This window comes from Franconibacter daqui, assembly GCF_014644275.1.
Taxonomy (GTDB): domain Bacteria; phylum Pseudomonadota; class Gammaproteobacteria; order Enterobacterales; family Enterobacteriaceae; genus Franconibacter; species Franconibacter pulveris.
In genome coordinates, this window is sequence record NZ_BMKJ01000002.1 from 187,634 (window position 1) to 204,249 (window position 16,616).

A 16,616-nucleotide genomic window follows, 5' to 3' on the forward strand; every position below is an offset into this window, starting at 1 on the left:
ATATATCGAATAGTAAGGATTTTGCAAAGCGCAAGCGGTAAAGAAAAATCATTAAACGCTCAATTTGTTGATTATTAAGTTTTTTAAGCGAAGCGTTGTCATTCTGTGCCGCAGCGCCTGAACGCTATCTAAAAAAACTTGCATTCATGCTTAATAGCAACCATTATCATTTACGAAAATTTTAGATATATCGTAATTTCTTCACTTTCACACTGGCAGGTTGAACATGACTCAGGTCACTACTTATCCGCAGCGCGTGCGCAATGAGCTGCGTTTTCGCGAGTTAACCGTGCTCAGCAGCGAGCGCGTGAGCGGCTTTCAGCGTATTGTCTTCGGCGGCGAGTCGCTGACGGGGTTTACCTCCCGCGGTTTTGACGACCATATCAAACTCTTTTTCCCGACGCCGGGAACGGAATTTGTTCCGCCTCAGGTGACGGAAGAGGGCATTGTCTGGTCTGGCGATGTGCGCCCGCCGTCGCGCGACTACACGCCGCTCTTCAACGCCGCGCGTCAGGAACTGACCATCGATTTCTACGTGCACGAGGCTGGCGTGGCCAGCGACTGGGCGGTCAACGCGAAGCCTGGCGACACGCTCTGCATTGGCGGCCCGCGCGGCTCGCTGGTGGTGCCGGAAGATTACGGCTGGCAGCTCTATGTCTGCGATGAATCCGGCATGCCGGCGCTGCGCCGCCGCCTGGAAACGCTGAGCGCGTTGAACAAGGCGGTGAAGGTGAAAGCCCTTGTCACTATCCGCGATGAAGCGCTGAAAGGCTACCTGGCGCATCTGGCGCAGTTTGATATCGAATGGCTTGTCGGCCACAACGAGCAGGCGGTGGCGGAAAGGCTGGCGGCGCTGAAGCTGCCGCCGCAGGATTATTTCCTCTGGATAACCGGCGAAGGCAAAGTGGTCAAGCGCCTTTGCGAGCCGCTTGAAGGCAAAGTGGACGCCCGGTTGCTGCGCGCGCAGGCCTACTGGCACAGCAAAAACGAGTAATGCCGCAGCGGGAAAGAGCCGCACGCTTTTTCCCGTGAATACCCCTTCTTTTTTTGCCGCTTCCGGACGTATAATCGCCGCCCTTTGCTAATTTTTGACCACTTCCCGGAAGCACTATGAGTTCCCTTAGCCTCATCCAACCCGACCGCGATCTTTTTTCCTGGCCTCAATACTGGGCTGCCTGCTTTGGTCCGGCGCCGTTTTTACCCATGTCGCGTGAAGAGATGGATCAACTTGGCTGGGACAGCTGCGACATTATCCTGGTGACGGGCGACGCCTACGTCGACCATCCAAGCTTCGGCATGGCTATCTGCGGCCGCATGCTGGAGGCGCAGGGCTTTCGCGTGGGCATCATCGCCCAGCCGGACTGGTCCAGCAAAGAAGAGTTCATGCGTCTTGGCAAGCCGAACCTCTTTTTCGGCGTCACCGCCGGCAATATGGATTCGATGATCAACCGCTACACCGCTGACCGTAAGCTGCGCCACGATGACGCCTATACCCCGGATAACGAAGCGGGCAAGCGTCCCGACCGCGCCACGCTGGTTTATACCCAGCGCTGTAAAGAAGCCTGGCGCGACGTGCCGGTTATCCTGGGCGGCATCGAGGCGAGCCTGCGCCGCACCGCGCATTATGATTACTGGTCCGACACGGTGCGCCGCTCGGTGCTGGTGGATTCCAAAGCGGATATGCTGATTTTCGGCAACGGCGAGCGCCCGCTGGTGGAAGTAGCGCATCGCCTGGCGGCGGGGGAGCCGGTGAGCGAAATCCGCGACGTGCGTAACACCGCCATCATCCTGAAAGAGGCGTTGCCGGGCTGGGCAGGCGTCGATTCCACCCGCCTCGACACGCCAGGGCGCATCGATCCTATCCCGCATCCTTATGGCGAAGATTTACCCTGTGCGGATAAAGGCAAACCGGCGGTGCAAAAGCAGGAGGCGAAAGCGGTAGTCGTACAGCCGCCGCGCCCGAAGCCGTGGGAGAAAACTTACGTGCTGCTGCCGTCGTTCGAAAAAGTCAAAGCGGACAAGGTGCTTTACGCTCACGCTTCGCGCATTCTGCACCATGAGACAAACCCTGGCTGCGCCCGCGCGCTGATGCAAAAGCACGGCGACCGCTACATCTGGATAAACCCGCCCGCTATTCCGCTCTCCACCGAAGAGATGGACAGCGTCTTTGCGCTGCCTTACCAGCGCGTGCCGCATCCGGCCTACGGTAAAAAGCGCATCCCGGCGTATGAGATGATCCGCTTTTCTGTGAACATCATGCGCGGCTGCTTCGGCGGTTGTTCGTTCTGCTCTATCACCGAGCATGAAGGACGCATTATCCAGAGCCGCTCTGAAGAGTCGATAATCAACGAGATTGAAGCCATTCGCGACTCGGTGCCGGGCTTTACCGGCGTTATCTCCGATCTTGGCGGCCCGACGGCCAATATGTATATGCTGCGCTGCAAATCGCCGCGCGCCGAGCAGACCTGCCGCCGCCTGTCGTGCGTTTATCCCGATATCTGCCCGCATATGGATACTGACCATACGCCGACGATCAACCTCTATCGGCGCGCCCGCGATCTGAAAGGCATTAAGAAGATCCTGATCGCCTCCGGGGTGCGTTACGATCTGGCGGTGGAAGATCCGCGTTACGTGAAGGAGCTGGCGACCCACCACGTCGGCGGCTACCTGAAGATCGCGCCGGAGCACACCGAAGAGGGCCCGCTTTCTAAAATGATGAAGCCGGGAATGGGCAGCTACGATCGCTTCAAAGAGCTGTTCGACACCTATTCAAAGCAGGCGGGGAAAGAGCAGTACCTGATCCCGTATTTTATCTCCGCGCACCCCGGCACGCGGGATGAAGACATGGTGAACCTGGCGCTGTGGCTCAAGCAGCGCCGTTTCCGTCTCGATCAGGTGCAGAACTTCTATCCTTCGCCGCTCGCCAACTCCACCACCATGTATTACACCGGCAAGAACCCGCTCGGGAAAATTGGCTACAAGAGCGAAGAGGTGGTGGTGCCGCGGGGCGACCGCCAGCGCCGTCTGCATAAAGCGCTGCTGCGTTATCACGATCCGGCCAACTGGCCGCTTATCCGCGAAGCGCTGGAGGCGATGGGCAAGAAGCACTTAATCGGTTCACGCCGCGACTGCCTGGTGCCCGCGCCTACGCTTGATGAAATGCGCGAAGCGAAGCGCCAGAACCGCAACACCCGGCCTGCGCTGACGAAGCACACGCCGATGGCTATCCAGCGCCAGAAGCCGGCGGTGAAGAAAGCGCGCCGCGATAAAACGCAGTAATAAAAAAACCCCGCTCCGGCGGGGTTTTTTGTGGGGTTAATACAGCCCGAGCAGCTTCCACCAGGCAAGGCCGAGCGTCAGGAAAATCGCCTGGTTAACGAGGCTGATGATAAATCCGGTGCGCCACCAGACGCCGGTCGGCACATAGCCCGCGCCAAACAGGATCGGGCCGCGGGCGTGGGTGTACTGGGTAAGCGAGCAGTAAAGGCTGCTGGTGAAGGCGAGCATCAACGCCATCGGCGCCGGCGGGATGTTAAGGTTCAGCCCCACTCCGAGGAACACCGCATACAGCGCGGCGATTTGCGCGTTGCCGCTGGCGAAAAAGTAGTGCGTATAGAAATAGGCGGCGTTCAGCAACAGCAACACCAGCACCCAACTGGTGCCGTGCATCATGTGACCGATGCTGTCGCCAATCAGGTTGCCAAACCAGCTGGTGAAGCCGAGCTTTTTCAGCTGGTTCGCCATCATCAGCAGCGCGGCGAACCAGATAAGCGTATCCCACGCGCCTTTCTCGCTTTTCACATCCTCCCAGCTCAGCACCCCTGAGAGCAGCAACACCGACAGCCCGACAAACGACGCCGTGGTCGGGTCCACGCCGAGCTGTTCGCCAAAGATCCAGAGCACCAGCAGCACGACGACGGTGGCGAGCATCAGCCATTCGCCGCGGGCCATCGGCCCCATCTGCGCCAGCTCATCCCGGGCGATGCGGGGCGCGTCCGGCGTATGTTTGATTTCCGGGCGGGTGATCCAGTAAACCAGCAGCGGCACCAGAATCAGCGACGCCAGGCAGGGCAGGAGCGCGGCAAAAAACCAGCCGCCCCAGCTTATCGTCACGCCCGCATTGGCGGCGAGCTTCACCGCCAGCAGGTTGCCGGTGTAGCCGGTCATAAACAGTGCGGCGGTGACGTCGTTCACATTGCCGATGCAGGTGATAAGAAAGGTGCCGATTTTTTTACGCGACTCATCCTCCGGGCGGGAGTCGAAGCTGCGCGCCAGCGAGTCGGCGATAGGGTAAATCACGCCGCCGCAGCGCGCCGTGTTGCTTGGCATGGCAGGCGAGAGGATGAGATCGGCGAAGGCGAGGCCATAGGCCAGACCCAGCGTGCGCTTGCCGAGCAGGCGAATCATTTGCAGGGCGATGCGCCGCCCGAGGCCGGTTTTGATAAAGCCGCGGGCAATCATAAACGCCACTACGATAAGCCAGATAAGCGAGCTGTTCAGGTCGCTTAGCGCCGTGGCGATGGCGTCGCTGGCTTTGCTGTCGCCTGCGGCATAGGTCAGCGCGAACACGGTTATGCCGATAATGCCGACGGCGCCTATCGGCAGCACTTTAGCGACAATGGCGGCGATGGTGCCGACAAAAATAATGGCTGAGCGCCAGGCCGGCGCGGTAAGCCCTTGCGGCGGCGTGATTTGCCAGAGCGCCGCCACGCAGAGCGTAATCATGATTAACGGCAGCCAGCGTACGCCAGCCGGTGATGAGTGAGCCACAATCGTACCCCTATTCATGCAAGTTATTGGAAAGTGCTTAAAAATTCATTTCTTGAATAAGTCATTGTTTAATCAAGCTTTTTCTATTTTGCGCCGCATCGCTTTCCAAATGCACATTTATTTTATGGTTTAAGAAAGTGGCTATTGAACGGGGGGAAGGATTAACCGGTTGTTATTGCTCTGCTTGCAGGTTTAAGCCTTTTTTACGATGGTTAAAATTTCGCCAGCTTATAGAAATAGAGATATGTTGAACGGTTCCGGGCGAAATAAATGTACCTTTCATGGTGGTTAATCGCGCCGCTGCTGCTGGCGGTGGTGGTGCTCTTTAAAATGGTCTCCCGGCTCTCGCGGGAGGTAGATAAGCTGGAAGGGGAGCTGGAAGAGAGCAAAGGAAAAGTCGAACTCTTCCGGCAGTACGCCCATCGCTTCAAGCTGGTTAACCTGAAAATGGCGGCGGGACTTTCGCAAATCAGAACGCTTTCCCACAACATGGCGGGCGGCGACGAGGCGGAAAAGGCGCGGCTGCTGGCGGAAATTGATGAGGCGTTGAAAAGGGCGACCGAAGAGGAGCCCTTTGTAGACAGGCAGACGCTGAGCGCGCCTGCGCAAGAGGCGCCAACGGAACGAAAGCTTCAGCCTCAACAGGCGAGCAATTAACAGAAAAATAAAAAGCGCCGCCCGCGCATAACGGGCAGCGCTTTTTGCTGCGCTTAACCGCCGAACTGATCCGGGTCCGGCCCCAGCCGTGTGCCTTTATCCAGCTTCGCAATTTCGCCCAGTTCATCTTTATCGAGGCGGAAATCCCAGACGTTAAAGTTTTCCACGATGCGCGCTGGCGTGACCGATTTCGGGATAACCACCAGCCCGCTGTCGAGATGCCAACGGATAACGATCTGCGCCGGGGTTTTGCCATATTTATCCGCCAGTTCACGGATAATTTTCTGATCAAACACCCCCTGGCCGCCCTGCGCCAGCGGGCTCCAGGACTCGGTCTGGATCTTATGGGTAGCGTTCCAGGCATGGAGCTGGCGCTGTTGCAGCAGCGGGTGCAGCTCAATCTGGTTGATAACCGGCGTTACGCCAGTCTCGTCAATGATGCGCTGCAGGTGATTTACCTGAAAATTACAGACGCCGATGCTTTTCGCCAGCCCCTGTTTTTGCAGCTCAATCATCCCCTGCCAGGCTTCCACATAGTGATCGATGGCGGGAACGGGCCAGTGCATCAGATAGAGATCCACATAGTCGAGCTGGAGTTTTTCCAGGCTCTCCTGCAGGGCCTCGTGAGGACGCTGCTGATCGTCATTCCACAGCTTGGTGGTAACGAAGATCTCTTCGCGCGGCACGCCTGCGCTTTTTAACGCTTTACCGACGCCTTCTTCGTTTTTATAGGCCGCTGCGGTATCAATGGAGCGATACCCCACTTCCAGCGCCTTGTGGATTGCGTTCACCACTTCTTCGTTGCCCGCTTTCCACACACCGAGGCCGAGCTGAGGCATGATAGTGCCGTCATGCAGCTTGATTACGGTCGGATTTGCCATGCATGTCTCCTTCTGAGCTAGCACGCCGGGGAAGCCCCGGCGAAAGTCACGTGAGATTAAGTCTGGACGAAATAGTCAAAAACGAAAGGCCGATGGCGAAAAGCTTAACGCGCCGCTTCGTAAATACGACGGCTGACCTCAAGCGTAATATCCTTGTGCTCGCCAAGCTGCGTCATGCCGTGCTCTTCAAGCTTGGCAAGCAGCGCCGGAATGGTGCTGCCGTCAAGGTCCCAGGCGGACAGGCGGGTCGGCGTGCCCATTTGTTCGAAGAAGTGACGCGTCGCGTCGATGGCGGCGTCGATGCGCGCCTCTTCGCCGCCTTCTCGGATGTTCCAGACGCGTTCGGCGTACTGCAACAGCTTCTCGCGCTTCTGCTCGCGTTTTTCGTTCAGCAGCGCAGGCAGCACGATTGCGAGCGTCTGGGCGTGGTCGAGGCCATGCATGGCGGTCAGCTCATGGCCGAGCATATGGGTCGCCCAGTCCTGCGGCACGCCTGCGCCAATCAGGCCGTTCAGCGCCATGGTCGCCGCCCACATCACGTTGGCGCGCACGTCATAATTTTCCGGCTCTTTAAGCGCTTTCGGGCCTTCTTCAATCAGGGTCAGCAGTAGCCCTTCGGCGAAGCGATCCTGCACCTTCGCATTAACCGGGTAGGTCAGGTACTGCTCGATGGTGTGAACAAACGCGTCCACCACGCCGTTCGCCACCTGGCGCGGCGGCAGGGTATAGGTGTAAACCGGGTCGAGAATCGCGAAGACCGGCTGCACAAAAGGCGATTTAAACGCCTGCTTGTCGCCTGTGGCGCGACGGGAGATAACCGCCCCCTGGTTAGATTCGGAGCCGGTGGCGGGCAGCGTCAGCACGGAGCCCATCGGCACAGCGGCGTTGATATCGCGGCCATAAGTTTGCAGGATATGCCACGGGTCGAGCTCCGCCGGATAGCGGGCCGCCGCCGCGATAAACTTGGTGCCGTCCAGCACGGAGCCACCGCCGACCGCCAGCAGAAACGTCACGTTTTCTTTACGCACTATGTCCACCGCTTTCATCAGCGTTTCATAGGTCGGGTTCGGCTCGATGCCGCCGAATTCCAGCACGTCAACGCCCGCCAGCGCCTGGTAAACCTGGTCCAGCACGCCGGTCTTTTTCACACTGCCGCCGCCCCAGGTAATCAGCACGCGGCTGTCTGCCGGGATCTGCGCGGGCAGGTCGGCGATGGCGTTTTTACCAAACAAAATACGGGTGGGCGTATGGAGATTAAAATTATTCATTAGCAGATACCCTCTTAACAGGTAAAGAAGTGGCGGCAAGGCGCAGCCTGATGACGGTTATTGTCCGCCCCGGCGGGCCGCGCGCTCAATGCTCATTTCTGCCTTTGTCTTGCCTGTTCCTCCTGGGCTCTGGAGAAAACGGCGATTTTTACGCACACTGTCAGCGCTGAAAAAGAGAAGCGGAGCAGCGCGAAATGAATCGTCAGGCAATCTGCCAGCAACTGGCGGAGAAAATTAAACTATTGAAATTTAAAGATGCTATTCCGGATGGTCTGGCTTCAGAGGTGCGTTTACTCTATGGCACTGAGCCGCATCCGCGCACGCCGGTGATGTATCAGCCGGGCGTCATATTTCTCTTTTCCGGCCACAAAACGGGTTATCTCAATAACCGCGTTTTCCGCTACGACGCTAACGAGTACCTGCTGCTGACGGTGCCGCTGCCTTTTGAATGCGAAACCTTCGCCACGCCGCAGGCGCCGCTTGCCGGGCTGCGCATTAACGTTGATCTTTTACAGCTGCAGGAGCTGGTGATGGAGATTGGCGAGGATGAGCGTTTTCGTCCGGCTTCGTCGTCCAGCGGCATTAATTCCGCCACCCTTTCTGACGAAATCCTCTGTGCGGCTGAACGGCTGCTGGATGTGCTTGAACATCCGCTCGACGCCCGCATTCTCGGCAAACAGATTATTCGCGAAATCCTCTACCACGTGCTGATGGGGCCGCGCGGCGGCGCGCTGCTGGCGCTGATAAGCCGCCAGACGCACTTTAGCCTGATAAGCCGCGTGCTCCGGCGCATTGAATCGCAGTACACCGAAACGCTTTCGGTCGATCAGCTGGCGGCGGAGGCGAACATGAGCGTGTCAGCGTTTCATCATAACTTCAAAGCGGTAACCAGCACGTCGCCGTTGCAGTACATCAAAACCTTCCGGCTTCATAAGGCGCGAATGCTGATGCTGCACGACGGCATGAAGGCGAGCGCGGCGGCGCTGCGGGTCGGATATGAAAGCGCCTCCCAGTTCAGCCGGGAGTTTAAGCGCTACTTCGGCGTAACGCCGGGGGAGGATATTGCACGGATGCGGCTGTCGCCGGGGCTGGAGCTGCCGCCCCGTTAAGCAGTGCCCCGCGCGGTGAGGCGGGGCGGGAACATCAGGCGGCGCGTTTCTTCAGCACCACTATCACGGCGCTGAGCAGGCCGACGACCAGCAGCACGATGGGCAGCACCATCAGGAACGTCATCACTTCGTCTTCATGGCGCTTCACGAAAGGGATCATGCTCAGCGCATAGCCGAGGCTCGTTACCACACCGACCCACAGCAGAGCGCTCAGCCAGTTGAAAAGCTGAAAACGGCGGTTAGAAAGGCCGGAGATGCCCGCCATGGTGGGCAGCAGCGTGCGCACAAACGCGAGAAAGCGGCCAATCAACAGCGCCAGCAGGCCATGGCGGTCGAACATGCAGGTGGCCCGCTGATGATATTTTTGCGGCAACTGCGCAAGCCACCCTTTCACCAGCCGCGTATTGCCCAGCCAGCGCCCCTGCACATAGCTTAGCCAGCAGCCGAGGCTGGCGGCGGAGGTGAGGATAATCATGGTGGGGACAAAATCCATCACGCCTTTGGCTATCATCGCGCCCGCCAGCAGCAGCAGGCTGTCACCCGGCAGGAAAGAGGCCGGCAGCAGGCCATTTTCCAGAAACAAGGTCGCAAACATCACGAACCAGACAACGCCGACAATATGCGGGTCCGCCAGCGCGGCAAAATCGTGTTGCCAGAGCGCAGCGATAATATTTTGTATAACAGCCATGAATAATCCTGTGGAACAGCCTGTGTCGTCTTATTGTACTCGCAAACGCCCGCAACATCTTGATGCAGGCGTATTAAACGCCGGAAATTCCGTCAGCCTGGGTGTCCACATTGATTGAGAAATGTTATGCAATACGCTGGAAACCGGCTTCCAGATCGGCGATGAGATCGTCGACGTTTTCCAGACCTATATGCACCCGCACCAGCGTGCCGGTGAAATCCACGCCGCCTGCGGGGCGGAGCGCGGCTATCTCTTCCGGCTGGTTGGCTAGAATAAGCGATTCATAGCCTCCCCAGGAATAGGCCATGCTGAAATAGTGGAAATTGTCGAGGTAGCTCGCAAATTCCGTCTCGTTCAGGCGCTTTTTAAGAATGAATGAGAAGAGGCCGCTGCTGCCGGTAAAGTCCCGCTTCCAGAACTCATGGCCTTTGCTGCCCGGCAGCGCCGGATGATTCACGCGCGCCACCTGCGGATGCTGCGAGAGCCATTCGGCAATTTTCAGACTGCTTTCCTCATGCTGGCGCAGACGCACGCCAAGGGTACGCAGGCCGCGGCTGGTCATATAAGCGGTATCGGCATCCAGCATCTGGCCCATCAGGTAGGCGTTTTCACGAAGCTGCGGCCAGCAGCGCTCATTAGCCACCGCGGTGCCCACCATGCCGTCGGAGTGGCCAATCAGATACTTGGTGCCCGCCTGAATGGAGATATCAACGCCGAAGTCGAGCGCGCGGAAAAGAATGCCGGCAGCCCAGGTGTTGTCGATCATGATGATGGCTTGCGGCGCGACGCGACGCACCGCCTCAACAATCGCAGGGACATCATGCACTTCCATGGTGATGGAGCCGGGCGATTCCAGAAACACCACGCGGGTGTTGGGCTGAATAAGCGTGGCGATATCCGCGCCAATCAGCGGGTCGAACCAGCTGGTGGCGACGCCAAGCTTGCCGAGGATTTTGGTGCAAAAATCCTGAGTGGGCTCGTAGGCGCTATTGGTCAGCAGCACGTGGTCGCCTTGCTCGACAAACGCGAGAAGCGTATTGGCGACAGCCGCCGCGCCGCAGGGAAACAGCGCGCACCCCGCGCCGCCTTCCAGTTCGCACATCGCTTCTTGCAGAGAGAAGTGGGTGAGGGTGCCGCGACGACCATAGAATAGCTCGCCCTTAGCGCGGTTCGCCGCAGCGTGCTTCTTGGCTTCCACGCTCTCAAAAACCAGCGACGAGGCGCGCTGGATAACGCTGTTTACCGATCCCTGCGTGTAACGCTTACCGCGCCCGGCGTTTATCAGCGTCGTCTCGATGTGCTTTTCTGTCATGTGGCTTACCCTGTTTATACGTCTGGATGTCTAAACATACGTTACCACGGTTCATCGCCGCTGTTTCGTCCGACAGTAAAAAAAGCGGAAAAATCACCATCGGGCCTGCTTTACTGCGTGAGCGCAAAGAAATTTTCCCTTCGCCAGGGCATTCTGTAAATACTAATGAGAACTACTATCAATTCGACGTCGTTTTGGTATTATTACGACAGTTTTGGTGTTTTTTCGTCCTGGAGATGAAGAGTGGGAAATAATTTGATGCAGACGGACCTTTCCGTCTGGGGGATGTATCATCACGCCGATATCGTGGTAAAGATTGTCATGATCGGCCTGATTCTGGCGTCAGTGGTTACCTGGGCTATTTTCTTCAGCAAAAGCGCAGAGCTGCTGAGCCAAAAGCGCCGCCTCAAGCGCGAGCAGCAGCAACTGGCTGCCGCCCGCTCCCTGAACGACGCCTCAGAAATGGCGGCCTCCTTCCACAAAAAAAGCCTCAGCCAGCAGCTGATTAACGAAGCGCAAAACGAGCTGGAGCTTTCCGCAGGCAGTGAAGATAACGAAGGCATTAAAGAGCGTACCGGTTTTCGCCTGGAGCGCCGCGTGGCGGCCGTTGGGCGTCACATGGGCCGCGGCAACGGTTATCTTGCAACCATCGGCGCGATTTCGCCGTTTATCGGCCTGTTCGGCACCGTGTGGGGCATTATGAACAGCTTTATCGGTATCGCCCAGTCGCAGACCACCAACCTCGCCGTTGTGGCGCCAGGTATCGCCGAAGCGCTGCTCGCCACGGCGATTGGTCTTGTCGCCGCTATTCCGGCGGTGGTCATTTACAACATCTTCGCCCGCATGATCGGCAGCTATAAAGCTACCCTCGGCGACGTCGCCGCGCAGGTGCTGCTGCTGCAAAGCCGCGACCTGGACTTAGGCGCCAGTTCACAGGCTCATCCGGTGCGTCCGGCTCAGAAACTGCGCGTAGGTTAATGCCCCATGGCGATGCGTCTTAACGAAAACCTCGACGATAACGGCGAAATGCACGAAATCAACGTCACGCCGTTTATCGACGTGATGCTGGTGCTGCTGATTATCTTCATGGTAGCCGCGCCGCTTGCCACGGTGGATGTGAAGGTGAACCTGCCCGCCTCCACCAGTCAGCCGCAGCCGCGCCCTGAAAAACCGGTTTATCTGTCAGTAAAAGCGGATAAGACCATGTATCTCGGCAACGATCAGGTGACGAAAGACACCATGATTACTGCGCTGAACGCGGCCACCGCCGGCAAGAAAGATACCACCGTCTTTTTCCGCGCGGATAAAACCGTGGATTACGAAACGATGATGAACGTGATGGATACGCTGCATCAGGCGGGATATCTGAAGATTGGCCTGGTAGGCCAGGAAGTCACGAAGAAGTAATCGTGTGAAAAATGAAAAGGCGCGGCGAATGTCGCGCTTTTTTTATGGGCGCTTTTGGCGGTGGGGTTTGAGCGCGGACAGCGTTATCTGGTGGGTGGCGCTGCGCCTGCCGCCATGTTCGTGATATCGCTTAGCCGCAATGATAACCGCCCGTCACGCCGTGCACTTCAGCGGTCACGTAGCTTGATTCCTGGCTTGCCAGATAAACATAAACCGGCGCCACTTCCGCAGGCTGGCCGGCGCGCTTCATCGGCGTCGGCTGGCCGAAGCTGGGTATCACCTCCTGAGTCTGCCCGCCAGTCACCTGCAACACCGTCCAGATGGGGCCGGGCGCGACAATGTTCACGCGAATGCCTTTCTCCGCCACCTGCTTCGCCAGCCCGCGGCTGTAATTCATGATAGCCGCCTTGGTCGAGGCGTAATCCAGCAGGTTGGGGTTCGGCTGGTAGGCTTCAATAGAAGAGGTGGTGATAATGCTGGCGCCCGGTTTCAGGTGCGGGATCGCCTCCTGGGTTATCCAGAACAGGGCGAAAACGTTAGTGGCGTAGGTGCGCTGGAACTGCTCGCTGGTCAGGTCCGCAATACGGGTGACGGCGGTCTGCTTGCCTGCCACCAGCGCCATAATATCAAGCCCGCCCAGTTCCTGAACCGCGCGCTGCACCAGCTCGCGGGCAAACGCTTCCTCACAGATATCGCCGGGGATCAGTATCGCCCTGCGGCCTGCTTGCTCAATCAGCGCTTTGACCTGGTCGGCATCTTCCTGCTCTTCAGGCAGATAGTTTATCGCCACGTCCGCCCCTTCCCGGGCGAAGGCGATGGCGGCGGCGCGCCCGATGCCGGAATCGCCCCCGGTCACCAGCGCTTTACGGCCCGTTAATCTTTCCCGCCCCACATAGGTTTTCTCGCCGCAGTCCGGCACGGGACTCATTTTGGATTGCAGGCCCGGCGGGGGCTGCTCCTGGTTCGGATAGTCGCCGTTGAAGTATTGCGTGGCGGGATCCTGAATCTGCGTCTGGTCATTAGGCATACGGTGTCTCCACTTCTCCGAGTTTAAAAACGTCCTCTTAAGGGTAGTGTGTTATTCTGAGGTAGATAGCATTGGTGGGTTATTATTATTTAGGTGTCGCTTAAGCCAGACGTTTATTCTAAGGAGGATTTTGCGGCGCGTTAATGAAAAAAGGGGCCTGCCGCCCCCTTTATGTTGAACCGTTACCCGGCTGCAGGGCAGCGCGGGTTTTCAGGTGTTAGCTCAGGTGCTCGCCACCGGTTACGCCGTGCACTTCGGCGGTCACGTAGCTTGATTCCTGGCTTGCCAGATAAACATAAATCGGCGCCAGTTCCGCAGGCTGACCGGCGCGCTTCATCGGCGTCTGCTGGCCGAACTGCGGGATTTTCTCCTGCGGCTGACCGCCGCAAATTTGCAGCGGCGTCCAGATGGGGCCCGGCGCCACGATGTTCACGCGAATGCCTTTTTCCGCCACTTGCTTCGCAAGGCCGCGGCTGTAGTTCAGAATAGCCGCCTTAGTGGAGGCGTAATCGAGCAGGTGCGGGCTTGGCTGGTAAGCCTGAATGGAGGAGGTGGTGATAATGCTGGCGCCCGGTTTCAGGTGCGGGATAGCCTCCTGGGTAATCCAGAACAGCGCGAAAACGTTGGTCGCGTAAGTTTTCTGGAACTGCTCGCTGGTCAGCTCGGAAATCTGCTCGACAGCGGTTTGCTTACCGGCGACCAGCGCCAGAATGTCCAGCCCGCCCAGTTCCTGAATGGCGCGACGCACCAGATCGCGGGCAAACTGTTCATCGGTTAAATCGCCCGGGATCAACACCGCCTTACGACCGGCTTCCTCAATCAGCTTTTTCACCGCTTCAGCATCTTCCTGCTCGGCAGGCAGATAGTTGATGACCACATCCGCGCCTTCACGCGCGTAGGCGATGGCGGCGGCGCGTCCGATACCTGAATCACCGCCAGTAACCAGGGCCTTGCGACCTTTAAGGCGTCCGCTTCCGACGTAACTCTGCTCACCGCAATCCGGCACCGGATCCATTTTTGCCTGCACGCCCGGCGCGGGCTGCGTTTGTTTAGGATATTCGCCGGTGAAGAACTGGGTGGTAGGGTCCTGAATTTTCGTCTGATCGTTTGCCATTAGATCGCTCCTCTGTTTAAAAGACACCTCTTAAGGGTAGTGTCTTCTGCTGCGCTGTCGAAAATTCTCGGGATATTCCGGTTATTCGTCAGGCTGACGCGTGTCTTCAGAAAAGAGAAGCCGCCGCTTAAGAGCGGAAAGAAAGGGCTTTCAGCAGAGGTTACGGCTTTGACGGGGGAACTGGCGCAACCCGCGGCGGCGCGACAACCGGTTTTGAATAGGTGGCGCTCCAGGGCGCCTGAGGGGCAGGCTCTACGTTCGCAGGCGGCATCGCTTCAGGCGCGGCGGGTTCAGCGTGTGAAGGAACAACGGGCTGCGCGACCACCGTTTGCGGCGTAATCGCGGCGGCTGGCGGCGTTGCGCTGGCGGGCGCGGTGGGTTTAACCGTGGAGGTTTTGCAGGTGCCTTCGGCGAGCGTTCGGCTTAACATCAGCGTCGAGGCTTCCTGCGCCTTAATCTGCTGATAATTCTCCTCTAACTGCACCATAATTTGCGATTTCAACTCGGGATAGCGGTTAATAATCTCCAGCAGCACTGCGCCGTATACCTCTTCTTTAACCCGCAGCGGATAAATTTCACGGCGATTTTGCCACTTAAGGTGCACCAGCGCGGAGGGAATCGTCACCATGGCTCGCGTATACTCGGCGATAGCCTGGTCACGGGCATATATTAACGCCTGCTGGTTCTGACTTAAGATAAATTTCTGTTCAACCTGTTTATCTAAAGCGAAATAAATATCGTTATTGGTTATTTCGGCCACGCCCGTTAATCCTCGAACTGATAAAATAGCGGCGTCGCTTTTTCCCTGGTGATGAGATTAAGCCAAATTTTATTACCCGCTTCATTGATGTGCGCCGTTTTCGCCGCAATCAGTTCCGCCAGTTCTTCCGCGTTTATGGTTTTATCTTCGACCAGGCCGTTCAATACTTTAGCGAAAGTTTCGATTTTAACCACACAGAACAGGCGTTCTTTTATATGGCGATCATGTTCTTCAAGCAGCATGTTGCCGCTTTGCCCGGCTCGTGATTTACTGGTTAAAATATCACTTTCGTAATCGGCGAGCGTTGGCTTTCCTTTAGTTAAATTTTCACTGCTTTCATCAGTCGCCGGCTGCGTCTCAGGAGTGGGAATATGATAGCGCGCCGGCACAATATTGTCGGGCAACATAATAATATTTCCTTTAATTTCAGAAAGGTAAATTAGAAGGCAGGGCGGTTTGCGTTGACAATAACATGCCGCAAAATTAAAATCAAAGAAAACGGAGCCTGCGCATGAGCACTATTTTTTATTGTGTCATCACCTTGCTGTTACTTTTATGCGTCGTTCTTTTATTAATGAAAGAGAGTGAGCGCAATACTACCGAAAACAGTGAAGCCGCGAACCCATCCTCGCCGCAAAACCGACAAAAGGGTGAGGAACATTTCTCCGTATTGCTTAACGCCATTACGCCGGGCTGGTATTGGCGTGTCAATCATGAATATAGCGACTTTATTAACGCCACCATTAAAAAAATGAGTTTTGAAGAACTTAACGCAACGCCAGGTTTATTTGAGGCGCAGCGTCGGTGCAGCAATCTTAATTCCGCGGTGTATAAATATTACGATAATTTAAAAAAACGCTGTCTGAATGGCGAGCTGGTGATGTTTTCCGATATCGAAGTGTTGAATTTACGTCATTGTTTCCATGAGTTTAGCATTGAGGCCTATCCGGCGCTGGTCGCCATCGTCTGGCCGCAGTATCAACGTCCACAGGTCTCCCTGTCCGACGTGTAGCGGCGGGCGTGGTTGCCAGCCGTCAACCTTTCTGCGTTATACTTAGCGTCTTTGGGTTAACTTCCAGGACGCTATGGAACGCTTTTTAGAAAACGCAATGTACGCCTCTCGCTGGCTTCTCGCCCCGGTCTATTTCGGTTTATCCCTGGCCTTGCTGGCGCTGACCGTCAAGTTCTTCCAGGAAATTTTCCACGTTCTGCCCAATGTGCTCACCATGGCGGAGGCCGATCTCATTCTGATGCTGCTGTCGCTGGTGGACATGACGCTGGTTGGCGGGCTGCTGGTGATGGTGATGTTCTCCGGCTATGAGAACTTCGTTTCACAGCTGGATATCGCCGACCATAAAGAGAAGCTGAACTGGCTTGGCAAAATGGACGCCACCTCGCTGAAGAACAAAGTGGCGGCGTCGATTGTTGCTATCTCTTCCATTCACCTGCTGCGGGTGTTTATGGATGCCAAAAACGTGCCGGACAATAAGCTGATGTGGTATGTCATTATCCACCTCACCTTCGTGCTCTCCGCCTTCGTGATGGGCTATCTCGACAAGCTCACGCGCCACGACCACTAAGCAAAACCCACGGCCCGCACCGTGGGTTTTTTTATGCGCAGCC

16 protein-coding genes and 1 pseudogene are annotated in these 16,616 nt (G+C 57.0%); 8 read left to right on the forward strand and 9 right to left on the reverse strand.

All coding sequences use genetic code 11. The annotated features are described in order from the left end of the window. Nucleotides 1–226: 226 nt before the first annotated feature. Entirely contained in the window at nucleotides 227–994 is a 768-nt protein-coding gene (locus tag IEX01_RS10220) for a siderophore-interacting protein (protein WP_188723793.1), read from the forward strand. 116 nt (nucleotides 995–1,110) lie between these two features. Further along, nucleotides 1,111–3,279 carry a YgiQ family radical SAM protein gene (locus IEX01_RS10225; RefSeq protein WP_024560434.1) on the forward strand — a complete coding sequence of 723 codons (2,169 nt, stop codon included), beginning with the start codon at nucleotides 1,111–1,113 and terminating at the stop codon, nucleotides 3,277–3,279. Between the two features lie 36 nt (nucleotides 3,280–3,315). On the opposite strand, the gene IEX01_RS10230 is transcribed toward IEX01_RS10225, so the two are convergent. Further along, on the reverse strand, nucleotides 3,316–4,770 hold the full coding sequence (locus tag IEX01_RS10230; protein ID WP_268237263.1) for a DASS family sodium-coupled anion symporter: 1,455 nt from the start codon (nucleotides 4,768–4,770) through the stop codon (nucleotides 3,316–3,318). 270 nt (nucleotides 4,771–5,040) lie between these two features. Between IEX01_RS10230 and IEX01_RS10235 the strand changes: the two genes are divergently transcribed. After that, nucleotides 5,041–5,427 carry a hypothetical protein gene (locus IEX01_RS10235; protein ID WP_188723795.1) on the forward strand — a complete coding sequence of 129 codons (387 nt, stop codon included), beginning with the start codon at nucleotides 5,041–5,043 and terminating at the stop codon, nucleotides 5,425–5,427. 53 nt (nucleotides 5,428–5,480) lie between these two features. Here IEX01_RS10235 and dkgA read toward each other — a convergent pair whose 3' ends face one another. After that, nucleotides 5,481–6,308 (reverse strand): 2,5-didehydrogluconate reductase DkgA, encoded by an 828-nt coding sequence (gene dkgA / locus IEX01_RS10240; protein ID WP_024560432.1) that lies wholly within the window; start codon nucleotides 6,306–6,308, stop codon nucleotides 5,481–5,483. A 104-nt stretch (nucleotides 6,309–6,412) separates the two neighbouring features. Beyond that, the gene (gene yqhD / locus IEX01_RS10245; RefSeq protein ID WP_024560431.1) at nucleotides 6,413–7,576 is read right to left on the reverse strand and encodes an alcohol dehydrogenase; all 1,164 of its coding nucleotides are present in this window, start codon (nucleotides 7,574–7,576) and stop codon (nucleotides 6,413–6,415) included. A 194-nt stretch (nucleotides 7,577–7,770) separates the two neighbouring features. Here yqhD and IEX01_RS10250 point away from each other — a divergent pair, with 194 nt between their 5' ends. After that, a complete protein-coding gene (locus IEX01_RS10250) occupies nucleotides 7,771–8,685 on the forward strand; it encodes an AraC family transcriptional regulator (protein WP_188723796.1) in 915 nt (304 codons plus the stop codon). Nucleotides 8,686–8,719: 34 nt separating this feature from the next. On the opposite strand, the gene yghB is transcribed toward IEX01_RS10250, so the two are convergent. Together yghB and metC are read right to left on the reverse strand one after the other, a co-directional pair. After that, a complete protein-coding gene (yghB, locus tag IEX01_RS10255; protein ID WP_024556878.1) occupies nucleotides 8,720–9,373 on the reverse strand; it encodes a DedA family general envelope maintenance protein YghB in 654 nt (217 codons plus the stop codon). 124 nt (nucleotides 9,374–9,497) lie between these two features. Further along, nucleotides 9,498–10,685 carry a cystathionine beta-lyase gene (gene metC, locus IEX01_RS10260; protein ID WP_024556879.1) on the reverse strand — a complete coding sequence of 396 codons (1,188 nt, stop codon included), beginning with the start codon at nucleotides 10,683–10,685 and terminating at the stop codon, nucleotides 9,498–9,500. Between the two features lie 243 nt (nucleotides 10,686–10,928). On the opposite strand from metC, the gene exbB reads away from it, so the two are divergent. After that, entirely contained in the window at nucleotides 10,929–11,663 is a 735-nt protein-coding gene (gene exbB, locus IEX01_RS10265) for a tol-pal system-associated acyl-CoA thioesterase (protein WP_024556880.1), read from the forward strand. A 6-nt stretch (nucleotides 11,664–11,669) separates the two neighbouring features. Next, nucleotides 11,670–12,092, forward strand: coding sequence for a TonB system transport protein ExbD (exbD, locus tag IEX01_RS10270; protein ID WP_024556881.1), 423 nt, complete (start codon nucleotides 11,670–11,672; stop codon nucleotides 12,090–12,092). Between the two features lie 130 nt (nucleotides 12,093–12,222). Here exbD and IEX01_RS10275 read toward each other — a convergent pair whose 3' ends face one another. From IEX01_RS10275 to IEX01_RS10290, 4 genes and pseudogenes are all read right to left on the reverse strand, one after another. Further along, the gene (locus IEX01_RS10275; RefSeq protein ID WP_024556882.1) at nucleotides 12,223–13,119 is read right to left on the reverse strand and encodes an SDR family oxidoreductase; all 897 of its coding nucleotides are present in this window, start codon (nucleotides 13,117–13,119) and stop codon (nucleotides 12,223–12,225) included. 217 nt (nucleotides 13,120–13,336) lie between these two features. After that, on the reverse strand, nucleotides 13,337–14,233 hold the full coding sequence (locus IEX01_RS10280; protein ID WP_024556883.1) for an SDR family oxidoreductase: 897 nt from the start codon (nucleotides 14,231–14,233) through the stop codon (nucleotides 13,337–13,339). Nucleotides 14,234–14,582: 349 nt separating this feature from the next. After that, nucleotides 14,583–14,993 (reverse strand): annotated as a pseudogene (locus tag IEX01_RS10285) (cytoplasmic protein); the annotation flags it as partial. 5 nt (nucleotides 14,994–14,998) lie between these two features. Continuing rightward, a complete protein-coding gene (locus IEX01_RS10290; protein WP_024556885.1) occupies nucleotides 14,999–15,400 on the reverse strand; it encodes a hypothetical protein in 402 nt (133 codons plus the stop codon). A 104-nt stretch (nucleotides 15,401–15,504) separates the two neighbouring features. On the opposite strand from IEX01_RS10290, the gene IEX01_RS10295 reads away from it, so the two are divergent. Both IEX01_RS10295 and IEX01_RS10300 read left to right on the forward strand, forming a co-directional pair. Then, nucleotides 15,505–16,005, forward strand: a complete 501-nt coding sequence (locus IEX01_RS10295) for an ESA_00282 family adhesion-associated protein (protein ID WP_024556886.1) — start codon at nucleotides 15,505–15,507, stop codon at nucleotides 16,003–16,005. Between the two features lie 73 nt (nucleotides 16,006–16,078). Next, a complete protein-coding gene (locus tag IEX01_RS10300; RefSeq protein WP_024560003.1) occupies nucleotides 16,079–16,573 on the forward strand; it encodes a TIGR00645 family protein in 495 nt (164 codons plus the stop codon). Nucleotides 16,574–16,616: the final 43 nt, after the last annotated feature.